The sequence below is a fragment of the Abyssibacter sp. genome, assembly GCF_964229365.1.
In the GTDB taxonomy this organism is placed as follows: Bacteria; Pseudomonadota; Gammaproteobacteria; order Nevskiales; family OUC007; genus Abyssibacter.
The window spans coordinates 41,508-61,061 of sequence record NZ_CAXRDQ010000026.1 but is presented as its reverse complement, the minus strand read 5'-3'; the positions used below and the strand labels follow the sequence as shown (position 1 = coordinate 61,061).

Genomic DNA, 19,554 nt, shown 5'->3' with positions numbered 1-19,554 from the left:
CGCCGCCGACACCGGCAGCGAGCACTGCGCGCGCTGCCTCACCGCACTGGCACTTTACGGAGCAGACGAGGCGTGATGCCGCCGGTGTCCGACCGCTGCCTGCCACGTCTGCTTGCCGTGCTAGCGATCGTGATCCTGCCGCATGTACGCAACCTGCCGTTGTGGATTCCGGCATTCGCCGTGGGGATGATGCTGTGGCGGCTGGGCGTGGCACGGCGTGGCTGGAGGATGCCGGGCCTGTTCGTTCGTGCGGGCCTGGCCGCATTGGCCTTCGCCGCGGTGCTGGCCTCGTTCGGCTCGATCAATGGCCAGACGCCCGGCGCCGCGCTGCTGGTGCTGATGGTGGCGCTGAAGCTGACCGAAACCCGCACTCTGCGGGACTACACGATTCTGGCCTTCCTCGGCTATTTCCTGCTGGGCACGCACTTCCTGTTCGATCAGAGCATCCCGATGATTCTGTTCCTCCTGGTCTGCGGCGTGCTAATCACCGCGGTGCTGGTCGACATCAATCACCCGGACGGCAGCCTGTCAACGCGGACCAGCCTGCGCACCGGCGCGGTGCTGATCGCGCAGGCCTTGCCGCTGATGCTGGTGCTGTTCGTGCTGTTCCCGCGCATACCTGGCCCGCTGTGGGGCCTGCCTTCGGATTCCGGGGCCAACGCGGTCACCGGCCTGAGCGAGAACATGTCGCCAGGCGATATCTCCGAACTGTCGCGATCCGACGAGGTGGCGTTTCGCGTTCGCTTTGACGGCGACCCGCCGCCCCGCTACGCCCGGTACTGGCGCGGCCCCGTCCTGTGGACCTTCGATGGCCGGACCTGGGAACCCGGCGTCCGTCCCAACAACCTGCAGGCCGGCATGCTCACCGACACCGCCAACCCAGTACGGTACGAGGTGACGCTAGAGGCCCACCGTCATCACTGGATGTTGGCGCTGGACATGCCCGCCAGCACCCCGCCTGAAGCGCGGATGACGCCCAGCCGACAGCTGGTATCACGCAAGCCGATTCGCGAACGCATGCTGTACACGGTGGAATCGGTGCAGGACTACCGGCTTGACCCTGTACTGGACAGTTGGCCTCACCGCATCGCCCTCAGCCTGCCGCGTGAGGGCAACCCGCGAACGCGCGAATTGGCCCAGCGTTGGCGCGACGAAGGCTTGTCCGGCCGCGGTCTGGTGGACCGCGCATTGCAGATGTTCGGCGAACAACCCTTCGTCTACACCTTGCGCCCGCCCTTGCTGGGCGAGAACAGTGTTGATGAGTTTCTGTTTTCCAGCCGCCGCGGCTTTTGCGAGCACTACGCCAGCTCGTTCGTTGTGCTGATGCGGGCAGCCGGCGTGCCGGCGCGCGTGGTCACCGGCTACCAAGGTGGCGAAATGAACGGCAACGGCCAGTACATGATCGTGCGGCAGTCCGACGCCCACGCCTGGTCCGAAGTCTGGCTAGAAGGTGCGGGCTGGACACGCATCGACCCCACCGCGGCGGTGGCGCCGGACCGGGTCGAGGTCGGCCTCGGTGCAGCCCTGCCCGCAGGCGAGCCGGTGCCGTTCTTCGCCCGCCGCACCGGCAACATCATCGAGGCCATGCGTCTGCGATGGGATGCGGTCAACGCACAATGGAACTACTGGGTGCTGGCCTACGGACCGGAGCTGCAGCGCTCGGTGTTGTCGCGCATCGGCCTGCCGGACTGGCGCAGCATGATTCTGGCGCTCACCGGCCTGATCACGGTGATGCTCTCGGCGCTGGGCGCCTGGCTGCTATGGCAGTCGCGCAGCGCCGAACCCGTCGACGAAGCCCGCCGGATCTGGAATCGCGCCATCAAGCGCCTGGATCGCCAAGGGCTCGGCCCACTTGCGCACGAAGGCCCGCAGGATTTTGCGGCGCGGGCAACAAGCCTCTCACCGGCCATGGCACCCCGTATCCGCGATCTCGCGCGGGCTTATGTGGCGGTTCGCTACGCCGAGCGAGCGGACCTCGAGCCACTGCGACGGGCGGAGAAAAACCTGCGACGTCGCTGAATACGCAGCGCCAGCGCGAACAAACCCAGTCCGAGCAGCGCGCCGAGTCCCAGACCGCCCGAACCGCCACCCGAACTCACCGCCCCACCTGACGGTGCGGGCTCGGCCAGGCCGGCCCCAACCAGGCGAAAGGCCGCGCTGGCGCCGCCCTGATCGCTTTCACGTCCGTCGGCATCCTCATAGCCCGACCAGGCGCCATCGGACCAGGTCGCCACCGTCGCGGGATTGGCGTCCAGCCGCTGACCAGACAAGTCCTGCGCATCCACGACCAGGTCCAGCTGCGCGGCCGTGGACAACTCCGAACCCGCCGCCGCCGACAACGCCACGACCAGCGTATCGGCCTGATAGCGGGTGGACTCTGCGGCAGCCGACCAGCGCATCATGCCTGCCGGCACCGCGAACTCGATGTTCTGCCCGTCGGCATCCAGCCCGACCAACCGAACCGTCGGCAGCAAGGGTATGGATTGGCCGCGATACTGCACCACACTGCCGCCGTCCACGGCCCGCATCGGCCGGTCGAACACAATCCGCAACGTCATCTCACCGGCCGGCAGACTGTCTGGCCGCGTCGATGTCTCGCTGCGACCGCTCGTACCGGCGGGTATCCAATCACCGGCATAAACCATATCGCCGGTGCCGGCCTGCAGGGTTGAGGCCAGCACCACTGGCGGGCCGGATTGCCGGTATGCGCCCAGCAACAACGCATCGCTGAGCTCCTGACGAACCCGCGAGATTTCCGACTCCGGGAGAACGAACCCGTCATGGGTCACCCCATTGTGGCCGTAATCGGCTGCACCGTTGCCGCCGGGTTCAATCTCCAGGGTGTAGGCGGGAATCTGATAGCTGTACGCAAAGTACTCATCCAGCGACCCGATCCCCACACCGGCCGGCGTGGGATCGTATCCATACCCAGTGGTTGCGGCGCGCACGGCATCGACCAGCGACCGGGTTATGGCATCACGCCGCGCGTGGCCGGTGTTCACGCCAAAGAACACGCGTGAAAAGGAATGGATGTCGACGAAGAACCGCAGCCGATTGGCATCGACCAGCTCGGCAGCGGCCTGAATCGCCCGCGTTTCCGGCTCGCTGCCCGGCCCGCTGCCGTGATGGACCAGCGAGCCCGTCTGGTGGCTGGACTGCGAGCTCTGCGCCCAGAACGGATTGCTGTTGCGGTTCACGTCCACGCCCAGCAATGCGTCGGACTCGGTGGTCAGTTCGGCATCGACCCCGCGCATGTTCTTGCGCCGCATCCGGCCATCACGTGGCCAGCTCGGCGGATCACCGCTGAATGTGGTTCGCAAGACCTGTGTCGGCGTGCGCTGGGTCTGGATGAAACCATCGACATTGAGCACGGGCACGATGGTGATCTCGACCTGATCCACCAGAAATTCGGTGAAACCGCCGTCCTCGGCACCTGCAGCCAGGGCTTCCAGCACCGCGGTGGCGACCTCGGGGCTGGCCCACTCGCGGGCGTGGATGCCGCCGTTGAACAACACGACGCCCTCCGATCCACTGCCATCGGCCAGCCGCGTGTCTGCATCGCCAACCACATAGGCCCAGATCGCTCGACCTTCCGTCGTCGTGCCGATGCGCTCTTCGCGAATCACCGGGCTGGCCGCGAGATCGCGATGCCGCGCGAGCAAACTGCCGTAGGCACGAAAGCCGTTGACCGGCGTCACGCTATTGACCGGCTCGGGCACCGGATAACCCAGCGCGATCTGGTTCGTACCGGGGTTGGATTCGACGTAGGTCTGCACGGTGGCGGCCACCGGCATGGCCAGCAATGCAGCGCCCAGCGCCGGGATTAATCGCCGAGCCATGCCAGCACCTCCGTCTTGAGCGGCCGGGGCGACGACGGCTGCGCCGCCCAGTCTCGCAGGAACGCCTCCTCGCCGGCGTGGACCAGGACAATCAGCATGCGACGCAGCACTTGCTCCGGCGCTTGGTCGCCACGGGCAACAATCTGCTCCCGAATCCACTCACGCCCAGACTCGGAGCGCGCCTGTGCCTGGAGTGCGTCCAACCCGAACTGCGGGTCGCCTGCCCACCAGCGCAGTTCGCGGCGGGCCTCTAGGCTGCTGAGTTCGCCCAGCGCCGCCAGCCAGAGCGGGGTCCAGTCCGGGTGCGCCCTCACGGCCGCAGCAAGCTGATCAAAGACGGCCGCATCACCGGCTGACGCCAGGCTGGCGAATCCACGCTGCCGACGTTGCGCGCTGGGCGTGTCCGTCTGTGACTCGGCCCAGAGCCACCGTTCCACACGTTCCGCGTCGGGACGGCTGCTTGCCCAGCGCAAGGCCCAGTCGGCAGGCATCTGCCGCTTGCTGGGCCAGAGCGCGTACAGGGCGTCGTACTCGGCGTCGCCCAAGCGGGCCAGCAGTTCGCCGTTGGGCGACAGCGTACCCGGCCATTGCGACGTGGAAATCGCTTCACGCAGACGTTGAGCGTCATCCCTGGCCTGCCAGACGCGCAGGGCTGTACGGGCCGCATGGGTCGCCGGGAACGCCGGCACCTGAATACCGTGGCCGGCGTCCGGCAACGCTTCGGTCGTCACCACTGGCCACAGCGCCACGGCCCGCAGCCAGCGACGGCCTGATTCCGCCATCGGCGCTGCCTGCAACCCGGTCGCCAGCCGGTAGGCAACCAGCTCCTGCTCTGCGTTGGCCGGGATTTCGGCGCCCATCGCCTCGATCCGCTGGTACACCGATGCCCAATCCTCGGCGCGGAGCGAGGCCTCGATCTCCCGAACGAGCGGCCGCTCCTGTAGCGCCGCATGCCGCGCCGCCGAAACCGACTCAGCCATGGCCGCTCCAGGCATCACACCGGCCAGGCAGACACAGGCGGCCGCCAGATTAAGTCGTCTTTGCATACTGGACATCATCGCGTTCGCTCCCCCGGCCCGCGCACGCGAGCCAGACACACCATACCGCCGACAAACAGGATCAGGATGGACAAGATCGACACGCGCGAGCTGCCGGTGAGCACGGCGGATACGCCGACCAGCACCGGGCCCAGCACCGCGGCGAACTTACCCATCATGTTGTAGAAACCGAAGAATTCGCCCGCCCGGTCCGCCGGGATCAGAACCGAGTAGTACGAGCGCGACAAGGCCTGCACCGCGCCCTGCACCAGGCCGATCACCGCCGCCATGATGTAGAACTGCGCCTCGGTCTGGAGAAAAAAGCCCCAGAGCGTGACGCCGACGTAGACGAGGATGCCGGCGAACAGCGCGTTGCGCGTGCCGATTCGGCCTGCGAACCGGGCCATGATCAGCGTGGCGGGAAAGCCGACGAACTGGGTGATGACCAGCGCCTGAATCAGCGCATTGGTTTCAAAGCCCAGCTTGGCCCCGTAGTCCACAGCCATACGCGCGATGGTGTGAACACCGTCGATGTATAGCCAGTAAGCGATCAGAAAGGTCCATACCTGCGGATAGCTGCGGACGCGCCGCAGCGTCGTGAGCAGTTCGCGAACCCCCGCCACGGCCGCCGACCACCAGGGAACAGCCTGCTGCGGACGCGGCTCCTGCACACGGCGAAACAGCGGTAGCGAAAAGATCACCCACCAGACCGCGACGGACGCGAAGGCCACCCGCACCGCCGCGGTGGTGTCGGGCAATCCGAACCAGGCGGGGTGCAGCGTCATCACCACATGCAGCACCAGCAACAGACCGCCGCCCAGATATCCCAGCGCATAGCCCAGGGCCGAGACCCGGTGACGCGCTTCCGGCGGGCAAACGTGCACGATTAGGGCGTCGTAGAACGAAATGCCCAGTGCAAAGCCAACCTGGGCAACGACAAAGGCCGTCATCGCCCAGCCCCAGGCACCTGGCCCGATCCAGCAAAGCGCCGCCGTGCCGGCCGCGCCCAGCGCCGTCATCACGGCCAGCAGTCTTTTTTTCAAACCGCCCTGATCAGCCGCCGCGCCCAGAGCCGGCGACAGCAGCGCGACCAGCAGGCTGGCGATGGCGCTGCCGATGCCCAGCCAGAACGTGCTTTGCTGACCGCTGAGAGACTCACCCCAGTAGCGGGCGAAAAACACCGGAAAGAAGGCCACCAGCACCGACGTGGCGAAGGCTGAATTCGCCCAGTCGTACAGCGCCCAGGCCCAGACGCCGCGGGGTTGTTGGCCCGGTTCGCTGTTCATGTAGGTCGCCTCATCAGCCAAACACCAAACCCAAACCGGCCACCAGCAGGACAGTCTGAACCGCCACCGCAAAGCCGCGTTCGGAGGCGTGATGGTGCAACCAATCGCCGACCCAGAGACCGATAGGCACCAGAGGCAGCAGCCAAGCTGCTCGGACCGCCATATCCGTAGTCCACAAACCGCCCACCAGATACGCCACCGACAACCCGGAGTTCAACGTGAACCAGATGGTCATCAGGGTTGCGCGAAAGCGGCTGCGTGAGATTTGCACGCGGCTCAGCGCATGCACGAGCAACGGCCCACCCGAGGCGTACAAACCCTGCACCAGGCCGGCCAGTAACACCCAGACTCTGGCCGGATGCGCCGCCGCCTCGCGCCTCTCCACCGCCTGACCCAGCAGGCGAATCAGTTCGCGCAGGGCAAGCGCGGCGACCAGCGCGCCAAACGCCCGCTTCAGCACATCCCCGGACAACACGAACGCCAGCGCGACGCCAGCGGCGAAACCCACGGCCATCACTGGAAGAATGCGGCGCAGTAACAACGTCCAATCGATATCGCCACGGTTGCGCCAGGCCACCCAGGCCGACATCGGCAGATTGAGCGCCACCACAATCGGCAACCACGTCTTGATCGGCAACAGCCACGCGCCTAGCGTCACCGCGACCACGTTGAATCCGAACCCGGTCATGGTCTGGATCATCAGTCCGGCGAGCACGATGGCCGCCAGCGCAATATCCACAGCGCTCATCGTGGCGTTTTCTTCGCAGATATCCCCATGGGATTGATCCTAGCGGAAGACCTTTCGCGTCGCGTTGTGATGTAAGATACGCGCCCATCGGGCCAGTGGCGGAACTGGTAGACGCGCAGCACTCAAAATGCTGTTCCTTCGGGAGTGTGAGTTCGATTCTCACCTGGCCCACCACCTGATCTTCTCCCTCCCTGCATGCATTGGCGTTGCGATCGCCGCGGCCGCAGCCGCGCACCTGGGCCGCTCGACCCGTCAGATCGCCCGCGCTATCAGAACGTCATAGACCTGTCACGCGTTTTGATATACCGTCTCGCGCCCGTCGCGCAGTTCAGATGGCATGCACGCCAGTGATCTGGTGCGGTTTGTGTGAATTTACAGTGGGTTAGAGAATTCATGGCCAACGCAAAGAAAAAGACCGCCCCGCGGGCAGATGCGGCTGGTGCCAAGGGCGCCAACGACGACCTGCTGACCGAGGAGCGGATTCGGGCAATGTCCGATGACGAATACATGAACGAGGCGCAGCTCGCCTTCTTTCGGCTGCGGCTTATGGAGCAGCGCCAGGAAGTTCTGGAGCGGGAGCGCGAGATCCGCGAGCGCCTGAATCATCGCGAATCGGCCGCCGACCCGGTGGATCGTGCCGCAACCGAGGAAGAGCGCTGGCTGGACCTGCGCCTGCGTGATCGCGAGAGCAAGCTGCTCCGCAAGATCGACGCAGCGCTGGAAGGCATCCGCAACAAGGAATACGGTTACTGTGAACAGACCGGTGAGCCGATCGGCATCCCGCGTCTGCTAGCACGGCCAACCGCGACGCTTTGCATTGACGCCAAGGACACGTCGGAACAGATCCAGGCGCAGTACCGGGATTGATGGCCAGGCGGAAATCACCATAAAAAAAGCGGGCTTAGGCCCGCTTTTTTATGTCCGCGATCTGGTGAGCTATTCGTCGTTTCCGAACAGCACCTTGAGCCCGAAGTTGTAACCGTCCACGCGTTCACTATCTGCGCGGTAGTACACCATGAAACCGCCGCTCAGCGAGATCAGCTTGGAGCCTTCATCGTTGAAAATGCGCAGCGGGTACAGGTTCAGATTCAGGCCGTAGGCACGGTCCCCTTCTTCGTCCGCGCCGTCGAACTCCACCTGACCATAACCTAGCGGCACTTCAAGCTGCAGGTAGTCCGTCAGGTAGGCGCTGGGCACGAGAAAGATGCCCAGGTAGCTTTCCAACGCCACCTGCGGTGGATTGGTCGACAGGTCGGTGTCGTCGCCTTCGAAGCCGTACTGCACCTCCAACGCGAGGTTTTCATTGATCGCAACCCCGCCCCGCAGACGAATCATCGACGAATCCGCCTCAGCTCGCGCTGTCTGTGGCGTGTTCGGGTCACCATCCGCACCGACATTCACGATGGAGACGACATCCAGCTCCGCCTGGTCCAGACCTACGTAGAAATGCAGATCGTCGATTGCAGCTGCGCTCCCTGTTGCCAGCATGCCTGCCGTCAACACCAAAAACTTCTTCATCGGTCTCCCCCAATGATGCCTATCCAAAATCGGCCGCCGCATTGCGATCTGCTGTAATTTATGCCGCAATGCGCCTGCCTTCCATGAGTGTCGATCATCGCCCATTCCGGCCATTGTTTCTACCCCGCTTGCAGGAAGAATGCGCCGTGATCACGGGACGAACAGCCCCGCCGCGATCAACGCTGGGTGTCGTGCTCCTCAGCCTCTCGCTGTTTCCGCCAGCGGTGCTGGGCGTGGTGCAGACGCAGCAAGGCAACACGATACGCTCCATCCAGTTCAGCCCGGAATCCAACGCTGCGGCCCGGCAAGCCATCGCGCCACTGTTTGGAATGCCGCTAACGCCAACCGTACGCCGCGCGGCGCGGCAGCGCCTGCTGGCCAGTCTCGCGACACCGGCGGGCGAATGGTCGGTCGATACAACGGCGAATCTAGACATCAACGGTCGCTGGACGATCACTCTGACACCGCCACCGGTTGCCGCCACGCAGCCGCGGCGCGAGCCGGTGCGTCCCCGATCGCTGATGCCGCTACCGCCCCCCAGGGCAGACCGGTTCCCGGACGCCATCGGCTTTTCCCGGTGGCAACAGTCGGCCAGCCAGGTACTCGTCGTCCGCGCCGATCGCCGACTGTGGCTGAAGACACCGGACGGGATACGCGGATTTTCGATCGCGATCGGCCGCCTGGGGCATGCCACACCGGTTGGCCGTCGCAGCGTGGTGTCCGTGACCCCGAACCCAACGTGGTACCCGACAGCCGCCATGCATCGCGACGCAGCCAGGCGTGGCGAGTCTCTGCCCAGACGCGTGCCGCCAGGCCCGTCGAATCCGCTAGGCAGCCATTTCATCGCCCTGGGCCAGTCGATTGGCATTCACGGCACCAACGCACCCGCTACCATCGGTGCCGCCGTCAGCCGTGGTTGTATCCGCATGCTGCCGCAAGACATCCTGACGGTCGCGGGCACACTCCGCTCCGGCGACGGCGTCTGGATCGTGGATTCGCTGGAATCGATACACAAGCTATGAACTATTGCAGTCAATGCGCGCAAGCCGTGGATTTCCGGATTCCGGAAGGCGATACCCTGCCTCGTCACATCTGTGATCACTGCGGGACCATCCACTACATCAACCCGAAGATCATCGTCGGCTGCCTGGCCGAATGGGAGGGACAGGTACTGATCTGCAAGCGTGCTATCGAACCACGCCACGGCTTATGGACGCTGCCAGCAGGGTTCATGGAGCGCGAGGAGACCGCCGCCGAGGGCGCGGCCCGGGAGACCATGGAAGAAGCCCAGGCGACAGTGCGAGACCCAAGCCTTTACGCAGTGCTGGATGTTCCGCAGATCAGCCAGCTTTACCTGATCTACCGGGGCACGCTGGTCGACGGAGCACATCACCCCGGGCCGGAGAGCCTGGAGACCAAGCTGGTCCACCCGGCCGATATTCCCTGGGAGAGTCTGGCGTTCCCCACCATGCAGGTCACCTTGCAGCATTATGTGGACACGGCGGGCGCAGATTTGACCTCCACAGGGCCGCTGACGAAAACCATACGCCGGCCTGCCCGCAAACCCCGTTGATCCGTTAACATATCGCCCCGATTTGTGATCCGGAGAAGTACCGAATGACCTTCGTCGTCACCGAAAACTGCATCAAGTGCAAGTACACCGATTGTGTGGAGGTGTGCCCGGTGGATTGTTTTCACGAAGGCCCGAACTTCCTCGTGATCGATCCGGAGGAATGCATCGACTGCACGCTTTGCGAGCCCGAGTGCCCGGCCGAGGCGATTTATGCCGAGGATGATCTGCCGGAGGACCAGGCGCATTTCCTCGAGCTCAACGCCGATCTGTCGCAGTCCTGGCCGGTTCTGACCGAGCAGAAAGACCCGCCGGCCGATGCCACCGAGTGGGACGGCAAACCGAACAAGCTGGAATTGCTCGAGCGCTGACCACCGTTGCGGCAGGCACAAAAAAGCCCGACCTGTAAGGCCGGGCTTTTTTATGAGTCTAGCGACGGCGGGTTGATCAGAGCCCTTCCGCCTTGAGCCGCTCTTCCAGCCGCGCTGCCGGCATGTACCCGTTAATCGCCGTGCCGTCGGCGAGCAGGATCATCGGCGTGCCGCGCAGGCCAACCTGCTGGCCGGCCATGTACTGCGCCATGATCGGGTTGTCACACTGCTTCGGTTCAACGCTCTGATTGGCCTTGGCGCGGGTCAGGGCTGCCTGGCGATCATCCGCGCACCAGACGGATTCGGCCGTCTTGAACGACGCCGAACCGGGCCCGCTACGCGGGTAGAACAGATAATGAATGGCAATACCCTTGGCGAGATAGTCGTCCAACTCCCGATGCAGCTTGCGGCAGTACCCGCAATCGACATCAGTGAAGATGTACAAATCATGCTTGGTCTCGCCTTTGGGCGCGAAGCTGATCATCTGATCCGCATCGAACTGGTCGACCACGGACTTGCGTGATTCGTTGCGGCGCTGCTCGGTGAGCGATTCGCCGGTCTGGAGATCGACCAGATCACCCTGAATCAGATAACGCCCGTCGGGAGTCAGGTAGCCATAAGCCGTACCCTGGTTGACTTCCCACAGTCCGCTGGCCGCGGTTTCGCGCAGCGTCTCGGGGTCGAGACTGGGATAAACCGCGGTCAGCAACTCCACGCTGGGAGCACCGTCCGGTGTGGCCGCAACCGGTTCCTCGACCTCTGTCTTCGGAGTCGACTCCACCTCTGCCTTGGCGGTGTATTTATTCTGTCCGGCTTCGCCACAACCTGCGGCCAGGCTCAGGACGATCACGGTAAGGATGCCCGCAGGCAGTCGTCTGTTCATGGAATTCACTGCAATGGATTTGTGGTGTAGGACCGTGCCGGACAGACCCTGTTCACAACCGCTCATCCGCGAGGATGGTGGCGTGCATGTAACTCGGCGAGTCTTGCCTTGGCGACATGAGTATAAATCTGCGTCGTGGACAAGTCTGCGTGACCCAGCAACATCTGCACCGCCCGGAGATCGGCGCCGTGGTTTAACAGATGGGTGGCAAACGCGTGCCGAAGCGTATGCGGCGAAATCGAAACCTGAATACCCGCGAGCACCGCGCGCTGTTTAATCATTCGCCAGAAGTTCTGGCGCGTCATGCGACGACCCCGCGCCGTCAGGAAAAGATCGTCACTCACGCCTGCGCCGATCAGCTCGCCACGCGCCTCACGCAAGTAACGCTGCAGCCAGTCCGCAGCGGTTTCTCCCAGCGGCACCAAACGCTCGCGGCCACCTTTGCCGGTGACCCGGACCAGCCCGTGGCGCAGATTCACTTCATGAATCTGCAAGCCAACCAACTCTGACACCCGCAGACCGCTGGCATACAGGGTTTCCAGCATGGTGCGATCACGCAGGCCCAGTGCCGATGCGGTCGGCACTGCACCGAGCAGGCGCTCGACATCGCCTTCCGTTAGGGTTTTCGGCAGGGGCCGGCCTAGTCTTGGGGACTGGATCAGCGCCGTCGGATCGACCTGCGTCACGCCCTCGCGGACCAGAAAACGATAGAACCGCCGCAGGCTCGACAGCTTGCGAGCCGTGGTTCTGGGTTTGTTCCCAGCCTGCAAGCGTTGCCCCAAATAGCCCTGGATGATAGCGACGTCGGCTGCCTGCAATCCTGATCCGTACTGACGGAAATGGCGGGCGGCGTTCTCCAGATCGCTGCGATACGCGGTTAGCGTGAGATCGGACAAGCCGCGTTCCATCCACAGCATATCGATGAAGCGATCGATCAGTGCGGCATCTTCGGTGGGCAACTCGCGGGCTACAGGAATCATGGCGCACATGATAAGCAGTCCGGCGTGGAGCCGGAGCCGACCAGCCGAGCGGACATCTTCCCTCCGCAGACTTCTATAATCCGCGGATGCCGCGTTTTCTCCGAACCGCCTATGGCGTCTATGCCCTGGTCATCTTTCTGTTGACTGCGACCATCACCGCTGGGCTGTTGGCAGTGTTGCCCGGCGAGCAGCGCCGTCGGCGCGCCGGCCAACGTGCCATGCGATTGGCGCTGGGATTGATCGGCGTCCGCATTCGGACGTCAGGTGTGGATGCGCTGCCGCGAACGCCGGCCGTATGTGTCTGCAACCACTCCAGCCAACTCGACGGCTTGATCCTGTTCGCCCTGCTGCCGCCGCGCTATACCTTCGTCGTGCGTTCGGAATCACGCCGTACGCCGCTGTTCGGGTTTCTGCTGACCCGCGTCGGTGTCATCTGGATGGACCGCGCCGATGCGCGCTCCGGCTCCCGAACCATTCGGGCATTGATTCGTCAGCTCGACGCCGGACGATCAGTGGCGATGTTCCCAGAGGGCACGATCCGGCCCGAGCCCGGGCTGCTGCCGTTCAAGATCGGAGCGTTCCTGCTGGCGAGCAAGGCGCAGGTGCCGCTGGTCCCCATGGTGATGCGCGGTACCCGGACACTATTCCCCGACCGTGCCCGCTTGCCGATGCATAGCCATATCGATGCCCGCGTGCTCTCACCCTTGCGAGCGGATGGGTCGAAACGCGCAAACGCCCGCGATCTGCTGAGCACCACGCGCGGCCAGATGCTTGCGCTATGCGGCGAGCCCGATGGAGCGCCGGCATGACCGTGGGCCCCAAGGCGCGCTACGAAGCCGCGCTCGCCAGCGGCGGATTCGAACCCGACACCGCGCAGGCGCGTGCCGTCGACAGCCTGGAGCGGGTATACCGAGAACTGCTGGCCTACCCACCCAAGGCCGGGTTCGCGCTGCGCTGGTTGCCGAGCCGGATGACGCGGTGGCCTCCGGTGCACGGGGCGTATCTATGGGGTGGCGTTGGCCGGGGCAAGACCTGGCTGATGGACGCGTTCTTTGCCGATCTGCCCTTCGATCGCAAGCGCCGGACGCATTTTCATCGCTTCATGCGCGATGTGCATCAGCGCCGCACCCAATACGCCGATCGCAGCGACCCGCTGGAACCGATTGCCGAAGATCTTGCGAAGAGCGCGCGCGTGCTTTGCTTCGATGAGTTCTATGTTTCCGACATCGCCGACGCCATGATTCTCGGACGCCTGACGGAAGCCTTGTTCGAGCGCGGTGTCACCCTGGTGGCGACCTCCAACTGCTCGCCCGACATGCTTTATCGCGGCGGCCTGCAGCGTGCGCGCTTCCTGCGGGCCATTGAGCGCATTCAGCGACATTGCGACGTGATTGCAGTGGACGGCGCGACCGACTACCGCCTGCGCGATCTGGAGCAGTTTGCGCTCTACGTCGTTGGGGAAGCCCTGGCGCCGATCCGGACCCTGTTCAACCGGGTTGCTCCTGACGCCGCCCCCGATCAGACCCTTGAGATCAACGACCGACCTCTGCGGGCCGAAGCGGCAGGCGATGGTGCTGCCTGGTTCCGTTTCGAAGCCCTTTGCATGGGGCCGCGCGGATCCGACGACTACATCGAGCTGGCTCACCTCTACCAGTGGCTGGTGGTCACTGCCGTACCCCAACTCAATGGCGAGCTGGACAACGAGACCAGGCGCTTCATCAATCTCGTTGACGAGTGCTACGACCGGCGAGTGAAACTGGTGATTCAGGCCGACGCACCCGTCGAGTCGCTGTACCTGGGCGAACGGCTGCGCTTCGAGTTTGAACGCACCTACAGCCGGCTCACCGAGATGCAGACTCGGGACTATCTCGAGCAGCCACATCTCGGCTAGTACCGCAGGCCGCCGGGTGCGCTAGGCGTCCAGCAGCCGCAATTTGCGCAGCTCGCGGACCGCAACCGACAAGCCCAGAAAGTCCGCGGCATCGGCGCTGTCCCGAATCTCCCCGATGCGCCGCAGGGCAAACCCCACGGGCTCCGCATGGCGTTCACACCAGGCCTGGAACAGCGCATCGGGGGCATCACCGGCCTCCTGCAGCACCTGGCCCGTGATCAGGCCATGCAGCCGGAACGCATCGTCGCGCAGCGTCGCGCGCGCCAGCGCCGGCCAGCGGCCCGCCACCTGCAGGCCGTTGATCGCGCGATGCATCCACAACATCGAAAACGCCTCGCCCACATGAAAGAAGGTTCTGGCGACCAACTCCAGCGGGCGTCCGGTCGATTGCCGCAGCGCGGAAATATCCAGAGCCGGTCCCAACACCCGTGTGCTGGCCACCCGTAGCGCCAGGGTTTCCGGCACGCCCTGCTCCTGCCATTGCTGGCTGGCGGCGTCCCAGTCGGCCCGGTAGGCCGCGGGCAGCAAGTCGGGCAACGCCGACTCGATCAACTGCAAATCCTCCTGATACCCCCCGACCTGCTCGCCAATCGTGGCACGCGCCGGATGCAGCAAAAACACCGTACAGGCGTGCTTGATCAACCCCGCTACGCGCGCCATCAATTCATACTGCACATTGGCGTTGAGCCGCCCGTCCAACGCCTCGATTTCCTCGAAATAGCCATCCGACCGTAGCACCCGTGTGGCCACTACGAAGGCCTGCGCCACCGCCGGAACCTGAACTCCCTGCTCCGCGCTGATTCGGTGCGGAAAGGCCATGCCCATGGTATCCACGAGATGATTGGTCACCTGGGTGGCAATCAGCTCACGACGCAGGCGGTGTCGCGCGAAGGCCTCGGGGCGTTGCGTGCGCAGCACCTCGGGGAAGTAGCCGGTCAGCACCGGCTCCAGCGCCGGGTCGTCGGGAAGCGCGCTGTCCAGCAGGGTCTGGAACAGGGCGATCTTGCTGTAGGCGAGCAGCACGGCGAGTTCAGGCCGCGTCAGCCCCAAGCCCCGGCTTTTGCGCTCGGCGATCTCGTCCTCGCTAGGCAGGAATTCGATGGTCCGGTCGAGCAGCCCCTTGCGCTCCAGCGCGCGCATCAAATGGGCATGTTCGTCCAACCGCCCCGCCGCGTTGACGGACATCATCGAGATCGCCCGGCCCTGCTGGTAGGCATCATCCAGCACGGCCTCGGCCACGGCGTCGGTGGCCTCGACCAGCCATGCGTTGCGCTGCTCGATATCGAGATCTCCAGCCCGCATGGCTTCGTTCAACGGGATCTTGATGTTCACTTCACGATCCGACGAGGCCACGCCCCCGACATTGTCAATCGCGTCGGTGTTCAGGCGACCGCCATTCAAGGCGTACTCGATCCGGCTGCGCTGCGTCAGGCCCAGGTTGCCGCCCTCGCCGATGACCTGGCAGCGCAGCTGCTTGGCCGTGACGCGCAATGCATCGTTGCTGCGATCACCAACCTCTGCGTTCGCCTCGTCGGAGGCACGCACGTAGGTGCCGATGCCCCCGTTCCAGAGCAGATCCACCGGTGCCTTCAGCATCGCGCGGATCAGGTCGTCAGGCCGTAAAGCCTCGTCGGTGATGCCCAGGCAGGACCGAATCGCGTCGCTGAGCTCGATCCGCTTGGCGCTGCGTTCGAACACACCACCTCCTGCGGAAATCTTGCCGCTGTCATAGTCCGTCCAACTGGATCGACCCATGTCAAAGAGGCGTTGGCGTTCGGCAAAGCTGGTGACGGGGTCGGGATCGGGGTCCAGAAAAATATGGAGGTGATTGAAAGCCCCGACCAGGCGAATGTGATCGGAAAGCAGCATGCCGTTACCGAAGACGTCACCGGACATGTCGCCGATGCCGACCACGGTGAACGGCTCGCGCTGGGTATCGCGCCCCAGCTCCCGGAAATGTCGCTTGACCGATTCCCAGGCCGAGCGCGCGGTGATGCCCATTTTCTTGTGGTCGTACCCCGCCTTGCCGCCGGACGCAAAGGCATCGCCCAGCCAGAACCCGTAGTCCTCGGCAATGGCGTTGGCGATGTCGGAGAACGAGGCCGTGCCCTTGTCGGCGGCCACGACCAGATAGGGATCATCACCGTCGTGACAGACGACCCGATCCGGCTTGACGATATCGCCGCCGACCCGGTTGTCGGTGATGTCCAGCAACCCGCGGATGAAGGTCTGGTAGCAGGCAATGCCCGCTTGTTGCCAGGCCTCGCGATCACCAACGGGCACCCGCTTCTTGACGACAAACCCGCCCTTGGCCCCCACCGGAACGATGACCGCATTCTTGACCATCTGCGCCTTCATCAGTCCCAGCACCTCGGTGCGGAAATCCTCGCGCCGATCGGACCAGCGCAGACCGCCACGGGCGACCATGCCGCCGCGCAGGTGCACGCCTTCGATCTCGGGCGAATAGACAAAGGTTTCAATGGCCGGCAACGGTTTCGGCAGCTCCGGTATCCGCCCCGGATTCAGCTTGAGCGAGATCCAGGATTTAGGCTGACCCTGGGCGTCGCACTGGTAGTAGTTCGTGCGCAGACAGGCATCGACAATCGCCAGGCAGCCGCGCAACAGACGGTCCGCGTCCAGGCTTTCCAACGCATCCAGCCCGTTGAGCAAGGCGTCACGGCGCGCGTGTCCATCTTCAGCCTTCCGCGTCTGCTCCGGGTCGAAACGCCATTCGAAATACTCGACGATGCCGCGAATGAGCTCACCATGTCCGGACATGATCTCGGCCATGTACGTCGGCGAGTACGGCATGCCGGTCTGCACCAGGTAGCGCAGCCAGGTCCGCACCAGGCCTATTCGGCGCCAGTCCAAGCCACCGGTGAACACCAAGGAGTTGAGGTGATCGTTCTCGTGGCGGCCGTCGCGAACGGCCGTCATCACGGTCTCGAAGCGGTCGGTGGTGCCGTCATCACCAGCGGCGGGCATCGCGTCGCAGCGATACTCCTGTATCCACAGGCGCCGATCTCGGCATTCGAGCTGGTAGGGATGCTGGGTCATTACCGACAAGCCGAATTGCTCCAGCGTCGGTAACACCGCCGACAGACTTTCCGGCTCGCCGGACATGTAGAGCTTGACCCTGGGTGCTTCGCCAGCGATGAAACGTGGCTTCCACGGCAATGCGTCCGACAGCGACTCGAGACAGGCGATGTCTACGGCGGCTTCTTCGGCCGACACGCCGCTGGTGTAACCGGCGGGAAAGGCATCGCCGTAGACCGCCATCAACCGGGCGACCTCCTGTGCCGGTAGCTGCGCGTTCAGCGCATCGCGCAGCGCGTCCTGCCAGGTCCGCGTGGCGCGCAACAGACGGCTTTCGATGTCGGCTGTTGTCGCCTCCACCTGCGTGCCGGTATGGGTGCGCACCATGAAATGCAGCCGCGCAAAACCATCGCGCATGAACTGGACCTGTCGTTCGATCCCGACGGCGTCGAACACGTCCTGCAGCACACCGGCCATACGCTCGCGCACCTGCCAGCCGTACCGATCGCGTGGCATGAAGATCAGGCAGGAATAGAACCGTCCGTAGCGGTCGCGGCGCATCAGGAACTTGAGCTGCTGACGGTCTCGCAAGGCGCGGATCGCCAAAGCCATCTCGTACAGCTCGTCCTCGCCGCCCTGAAACAACTCATCACGCGGCAAGGACTCGATCACATCCCGCAGGCTCTTGGCCGCGTGGCTGTCAGCCGGCAGCCGAGTTTTCGCGACCACATAATCCAGTTTGCGCCGGACAATCGGGATCGCAGCCGTCGGGCTCACATAAACATTCGTCGCGAACAGGCCGAGAAAGCGGTACGTGCCCACCACATCGCCACGCTCGTCGTAATGCTTGAGCGAGATCGAGTCCATGTAGTCGGGGTGGTGGATATGCGACCGGGCGGCCGACTTGGTGATGACCGCCAGCCGCGAGGAGTGGATGTATTTCTGCAACTCCGTGGCGGGCGCCACATAAGGCGCATCAAGATCACGCGTGCGTTCGTCGCGCAGCAGGCCAAGGCCGCTGTCCGGCACGAATTCGAGTTGATTGCCGTCACCGCCCTCGACCAGGCGCGTCTCGCGGAACCCCAGAAAGGTGAAGTGATCGTCGTCGAGCCATTCGAGAAAGGCCTGCGCCTCGGCAAATTGCTGCTCGTCGCAACCCGGCGCCGGGTACTTGAGATCGGCAATGATGCTCTGCGCGCGGCGCCGCATCGGGACGTAGTCCTCGACCACGGCCTGCAGATCAGCGAGCACCCTGCGCACGCGCTGCTCCAACTCCGCATAGGCGTCCTGCCCGGCCAGCGGGTCGAACACGACTCGGATGTAGGATTCCTCGCGACCACCCTCCTGCGCGCGTGGGACGACACGGACACGCCGGCCGCTGTCATCACGTTCTACACGCATGACGGGATGGATCAGCCAGTCAATCGACGCTCCCGTGTCGCGGATCGCCATTGATAGGGAGTCGACCAGAAAAGGCCGATCCACGCAGGCAGTCGACAGCCGTGCCATGGCGGAATCCGTACCCGGCTCGCGAATCGAGACCAGGGTATCGCCCAGGGTCTCGGTATCGTCGTAGAGTTGCTGCGCGAGCGCGATCAACGCGAGGTTGTCGCTGCCTTCCAGCGTTTCCAGTGGCGCCAGATCCACGCACTGGGCCAAAAACTGACGAAAGTCCTGCGGCCGGTCGGAGGCCTCATCCAGCAGCTCGGCGATGAGCGCCTGCTGCCGTTCGAATCGGTTGCTTGCCAAGTCGTCTTCTCCCGCGGTGGCGAGTGTGTCCGGGTCTGCGCCCGATGCGGCCGGAGTATACGCCAGCCATCCGCGTATACTTTGGCGATTCCGCCACAGCCCCGCGTTGGACAATTAGCATGAAACTCAGGACGGTCTTGATTGCGATAGCGCTATTGGTTTGGGCCGGTTGCGCATGGTTTCTGGGCGATCGGGCCGCCTATCCCATCGAGTTTCGGGTGAACAACTTCGGCATTTATCCTGGTGCCGGCACCATCCAGCGCAACGCGGAAGGTGATTACTTTCACGTCCTGCCAAACCACACGGCGCGTCAGATCTTTCCGACGCTGGCGCCACCGACTTATTTCGAACAATGCCCGGAATGCCGCCTGGTCCGCGAAGACCAGCTTTCGGGAACCAACGATTTCTGTGGGACAGCCGCACGGGCGAGCTTGCCCGAGGTGTCATTCGAGGTGCCCTGCGCAACCGGAATCACGCTCAGCGATGGCAGCTTGGTGGTCACGAGCATCATCTTCGCGCTGCCGGTCCTGGGCATTCTGATCGTGATTGGCATCCGACGCGGTGTGTTCAAGCCGCGTGACGTCCAACGCAATATCGGAAAAGGCCGCTACGACGGGCTTTAGGGCCTATCAGGCACCTAGAGCGC

At 64.2% G+C, this 19,554-nt stretch carries 16 protein-coding genes and 1 tRNA gene; 9 read left to right on the top strand and 8 right to left on the bottom strand.

The window, feature by feature from the left end; genetic code table 11:
- Positions 1-2,019 (top strand): DUF3488 and DUF4129 domain-containing transglutaminase family protein (locus tag ACE1EY_RS03990; RefSeq protein WP_373928041.1); only part of this gene is annotated, 2,019 nt, incomplete at its 5' end.
- On the opposite strand, the gene ACE1EY_RS03985 is transcribed toward ACE1EY_RS03990, so the two are convergent.
- From ACE1EY_RS03985 to ACE1EY_RS03970, 4 genes are read right to left on the bottom strand one after another with little or no spacing between them, the layout of a single operon-like run.
- On the bottom strand, positions 1,956-3,839 hold the full coding sequence (locus ACE1EY_RS03985; protein WP_370299538.1) for a M14 family zinc carboxypeptidase: 1,884 nt from the start codon (positions 3,837-3,839) through the stop codon (positions 1,956-1,958). The genes ACE1EY_RS03990 and ACE1EY_RS03985 overlap by 64 nt on opposite strands.
- The gene (locus tag ACE1EY_RS03980) at positions 3,824-4,885 is read right to left on the bottom strand and encodes a hypothetical protein (protein WP_370299537.1); all 1,062 of its coding nucleotides are present in this window, start codon (positions 4,883-4,885) and stop codon (positions 3,824-3,826) included. Before ACE1EY_RS03980 ends, ACE1EY_RS03985 begins: the two co-directional genes overlap by 16 nt.
- Before the next feature lie 8 nt (positions 4,886-4,893).
- A complete protein-coding gene (locus ACE1EY_RS03975) occupies positions 4,894-6,162 on the bottom strand; it encodes an MFS transporter (protein WP_370299536.1) in 1,269 nt (422 codons plus the stop codon).
- A 13-nt stretch (positions 6,163-6,175) separates the two neighbouring features.
- Positions 6,176-6,910, bottom strand: coding sequence for a TSUP family transporter (locus ACE1EY_RS03970; RefSeq protein ID WP_370299535.1), 735 nt, complete (start codon positions 6,908-6,910; stop codon positions 6,176-6,178).
- An 89-nt stretch (positions 6,911-6,999) separates the two neighbouring features.
- Between ACE1EY_RS03970 and ACE1EY_RS03965 the strand changes: the two genes are divergently transcribed.
- Positions 7,000-7,084 (top strand) — tRNA-Leu (locus ACE1EY_RS03965).
- Between the two features lie 291 nt (positions 7,085-7,375).
- A complete protein-coding gene (dksA, locus tag ACE1EY_RS03960) occupies positions 7,376-7,777 on the top strand; it encodes an RNA polymerase-binding protein DksA (RefSeq protein WP_370299541.1) in 402 nt (133 codons plus the stop codon).
- Between the two features lie 69 nt (positions 7,778-7,846).
- Here dksA and ACE1EY_RS03955 read toward each other — a convergent pair whose 3' ends face one another.
- Positions 7,847-8,428 (bottom strand): outer membrane beta-barrel protein, encoded by a 582-nt coding sequence (locus ACE1EY_RS03955; protein ID WP_291513212.1) that lies wholly within the window; start codon positions 8,426-8,428, stop codon positions 7,847-7,849.
- Between the two features lie 146 nt (positions 8,429-8,574).
- Here ACE1EY_RS03955 and ACE1EY_RS03950 point away from each other — a divergent pair, with 146 nt between their 5' ends.
- Genes ACE1EY_RS03950 through fdxA form a run of 3 tightly spaced genes read left to right on the top strand, consistent with a single transcriptional unit; the run spans position 8,575 to position 10,369 of the window.
- Complete coding sequence (locus ACE1EY_RS03950; protein ID WP_373928040.1) at positions 8,575-9,450, top strand: L,D-transpeptidase; 876 nt, start codon at positions 8,575-8,577, stop codon at positions 9,448-9,450.
- The gene (locus tag ACE1EY_RS03945) at positions 9,447-10,001 is read left to right on the top strand and encodes an NUDIX hydrolase (RefSeq protein WP_291513214.1); all 555 of its coding nucleotides are present in this window, start codon (positions 9,447-9,449) and stop codon (positions 9,999-10,001) included. Before ACE1EY_RS03950 ends, ACE1EY_RS03945 begins: the two co-directional genes overlap by 4 nt.
- A gap of 44 nt (positions 10,002-10,045) precedes the next feature.
- The gene (gene fdxA / locus ACE1EY_RS03940) at positions 10,046-10,369 is read left to right on the top strand and encodes a ferredoxin FdxA (protein WP_291513215.1); all 324 of its coding nucleotides are present in this window, start codon (positions 10,046-10,048) and stop codon (positions 10,367-10,369) included.
- 76 nt (positions 10,370-10,445) lie between these two features.
- Here the strand turns inward: fdxA and ACE1EY_RS03935 are convergent, their stop codons facing one another.
- Together ACE1EY_RS03935 and xerD are read right to left on the bottom strand one after the other, a co-directional pair.
- Positions 10,446-11,252: a DsbC family protein gene (locus tag ACE1EY_RS03935; protein WP_291513216.1), complete on the bottom strand. Its 807-nt coding sequence runs from the start codon at positions 11,250-11,252 to the stop codon at positions 10,446-10,448.
- 62 nt (positions 11,253-11,314) lie between these two features.
- Positions 11,315-12,211 (bottom strand): site-specific tyrosine recombinase XerD, encoded by an 897-nt coding sequence (gene xerD / locus ACE1EY_RS03930; RefSeq protein ID WP_370299540.1) that lies wholly within the window; start codon positions 12,209-12,211, stop codon positions 11,315-11,317.
- A gap of 107 nt (positions 12,212-12,318) precedes the next feature.
- Between xerD and ACE1EY_RS03925 the strand changes: the two genes are divergently transcribed.
- Both ACE1EY_RS03925 and zapE read left to right on the top strand, forming a co-directional pair.
- Positions 12,319-13,041, top strand: coding sequence for a lysophospholipid acyltransferase family protein (locus ACE1EY_RS03925; RefSeq protein WP_370299533.1), 723 nt, complete (start codon positions 12,319-12,321; stop codon positions 13,039-13,041).
- Positions 13,038-14,123 carry a cell division protein ZapE gene (zapE, locus tag ACE1EY_RS03920; protein WP_370299532.1) on the top strand — a complete coding sequence of 362 codons (1,086 nt, stop codon included), beginning with the start codon at positions 13,038-13,040 and terminating at the stop codon, positions 14,121-14,123. Before ACE1EY_RS03925 ends, zapE begins: the two co-directional genes overlap by 4 nt.
- A gap of 21 nt (positions 14,124-14,144) precedes the next feature.
- Here zapE and ACE1EY_RS03915 read toward each other — a convergent pair whose 3' ends face one another.
- The gene (locus ACE1EY_RS03915; RefSeq protein ID WP_291513220.1) at positions 14,145-18,908 is read right to left on the bottom strand and encodes an NAD-glutamate dehydrogenase; all 4,764 of its coding nucleotides are present in this window, start codon (positions 18,906-18,908) and stop codon (positions 14,145-14,147) included.
- A gap of 119 nt (positions 18,909-19,027) precedes the next feature.
- Between ACE1EY_RS03915 and ACE1EY_RS03910 the strand changes: the two genes are divergently transcribed.
- Positions 19,028-19,531 (top strand): hypothetical protein, encoded by a 504-nt coding sequence (locus ACE1EY_RS03910; protein WP_291513221.1) that lies wholly within the window; start codon positions 19,028-19,030, stop codon positions 19,529-19,531.
- Positions 19,532-19,554: the final 23 nt, after the last annotated feature.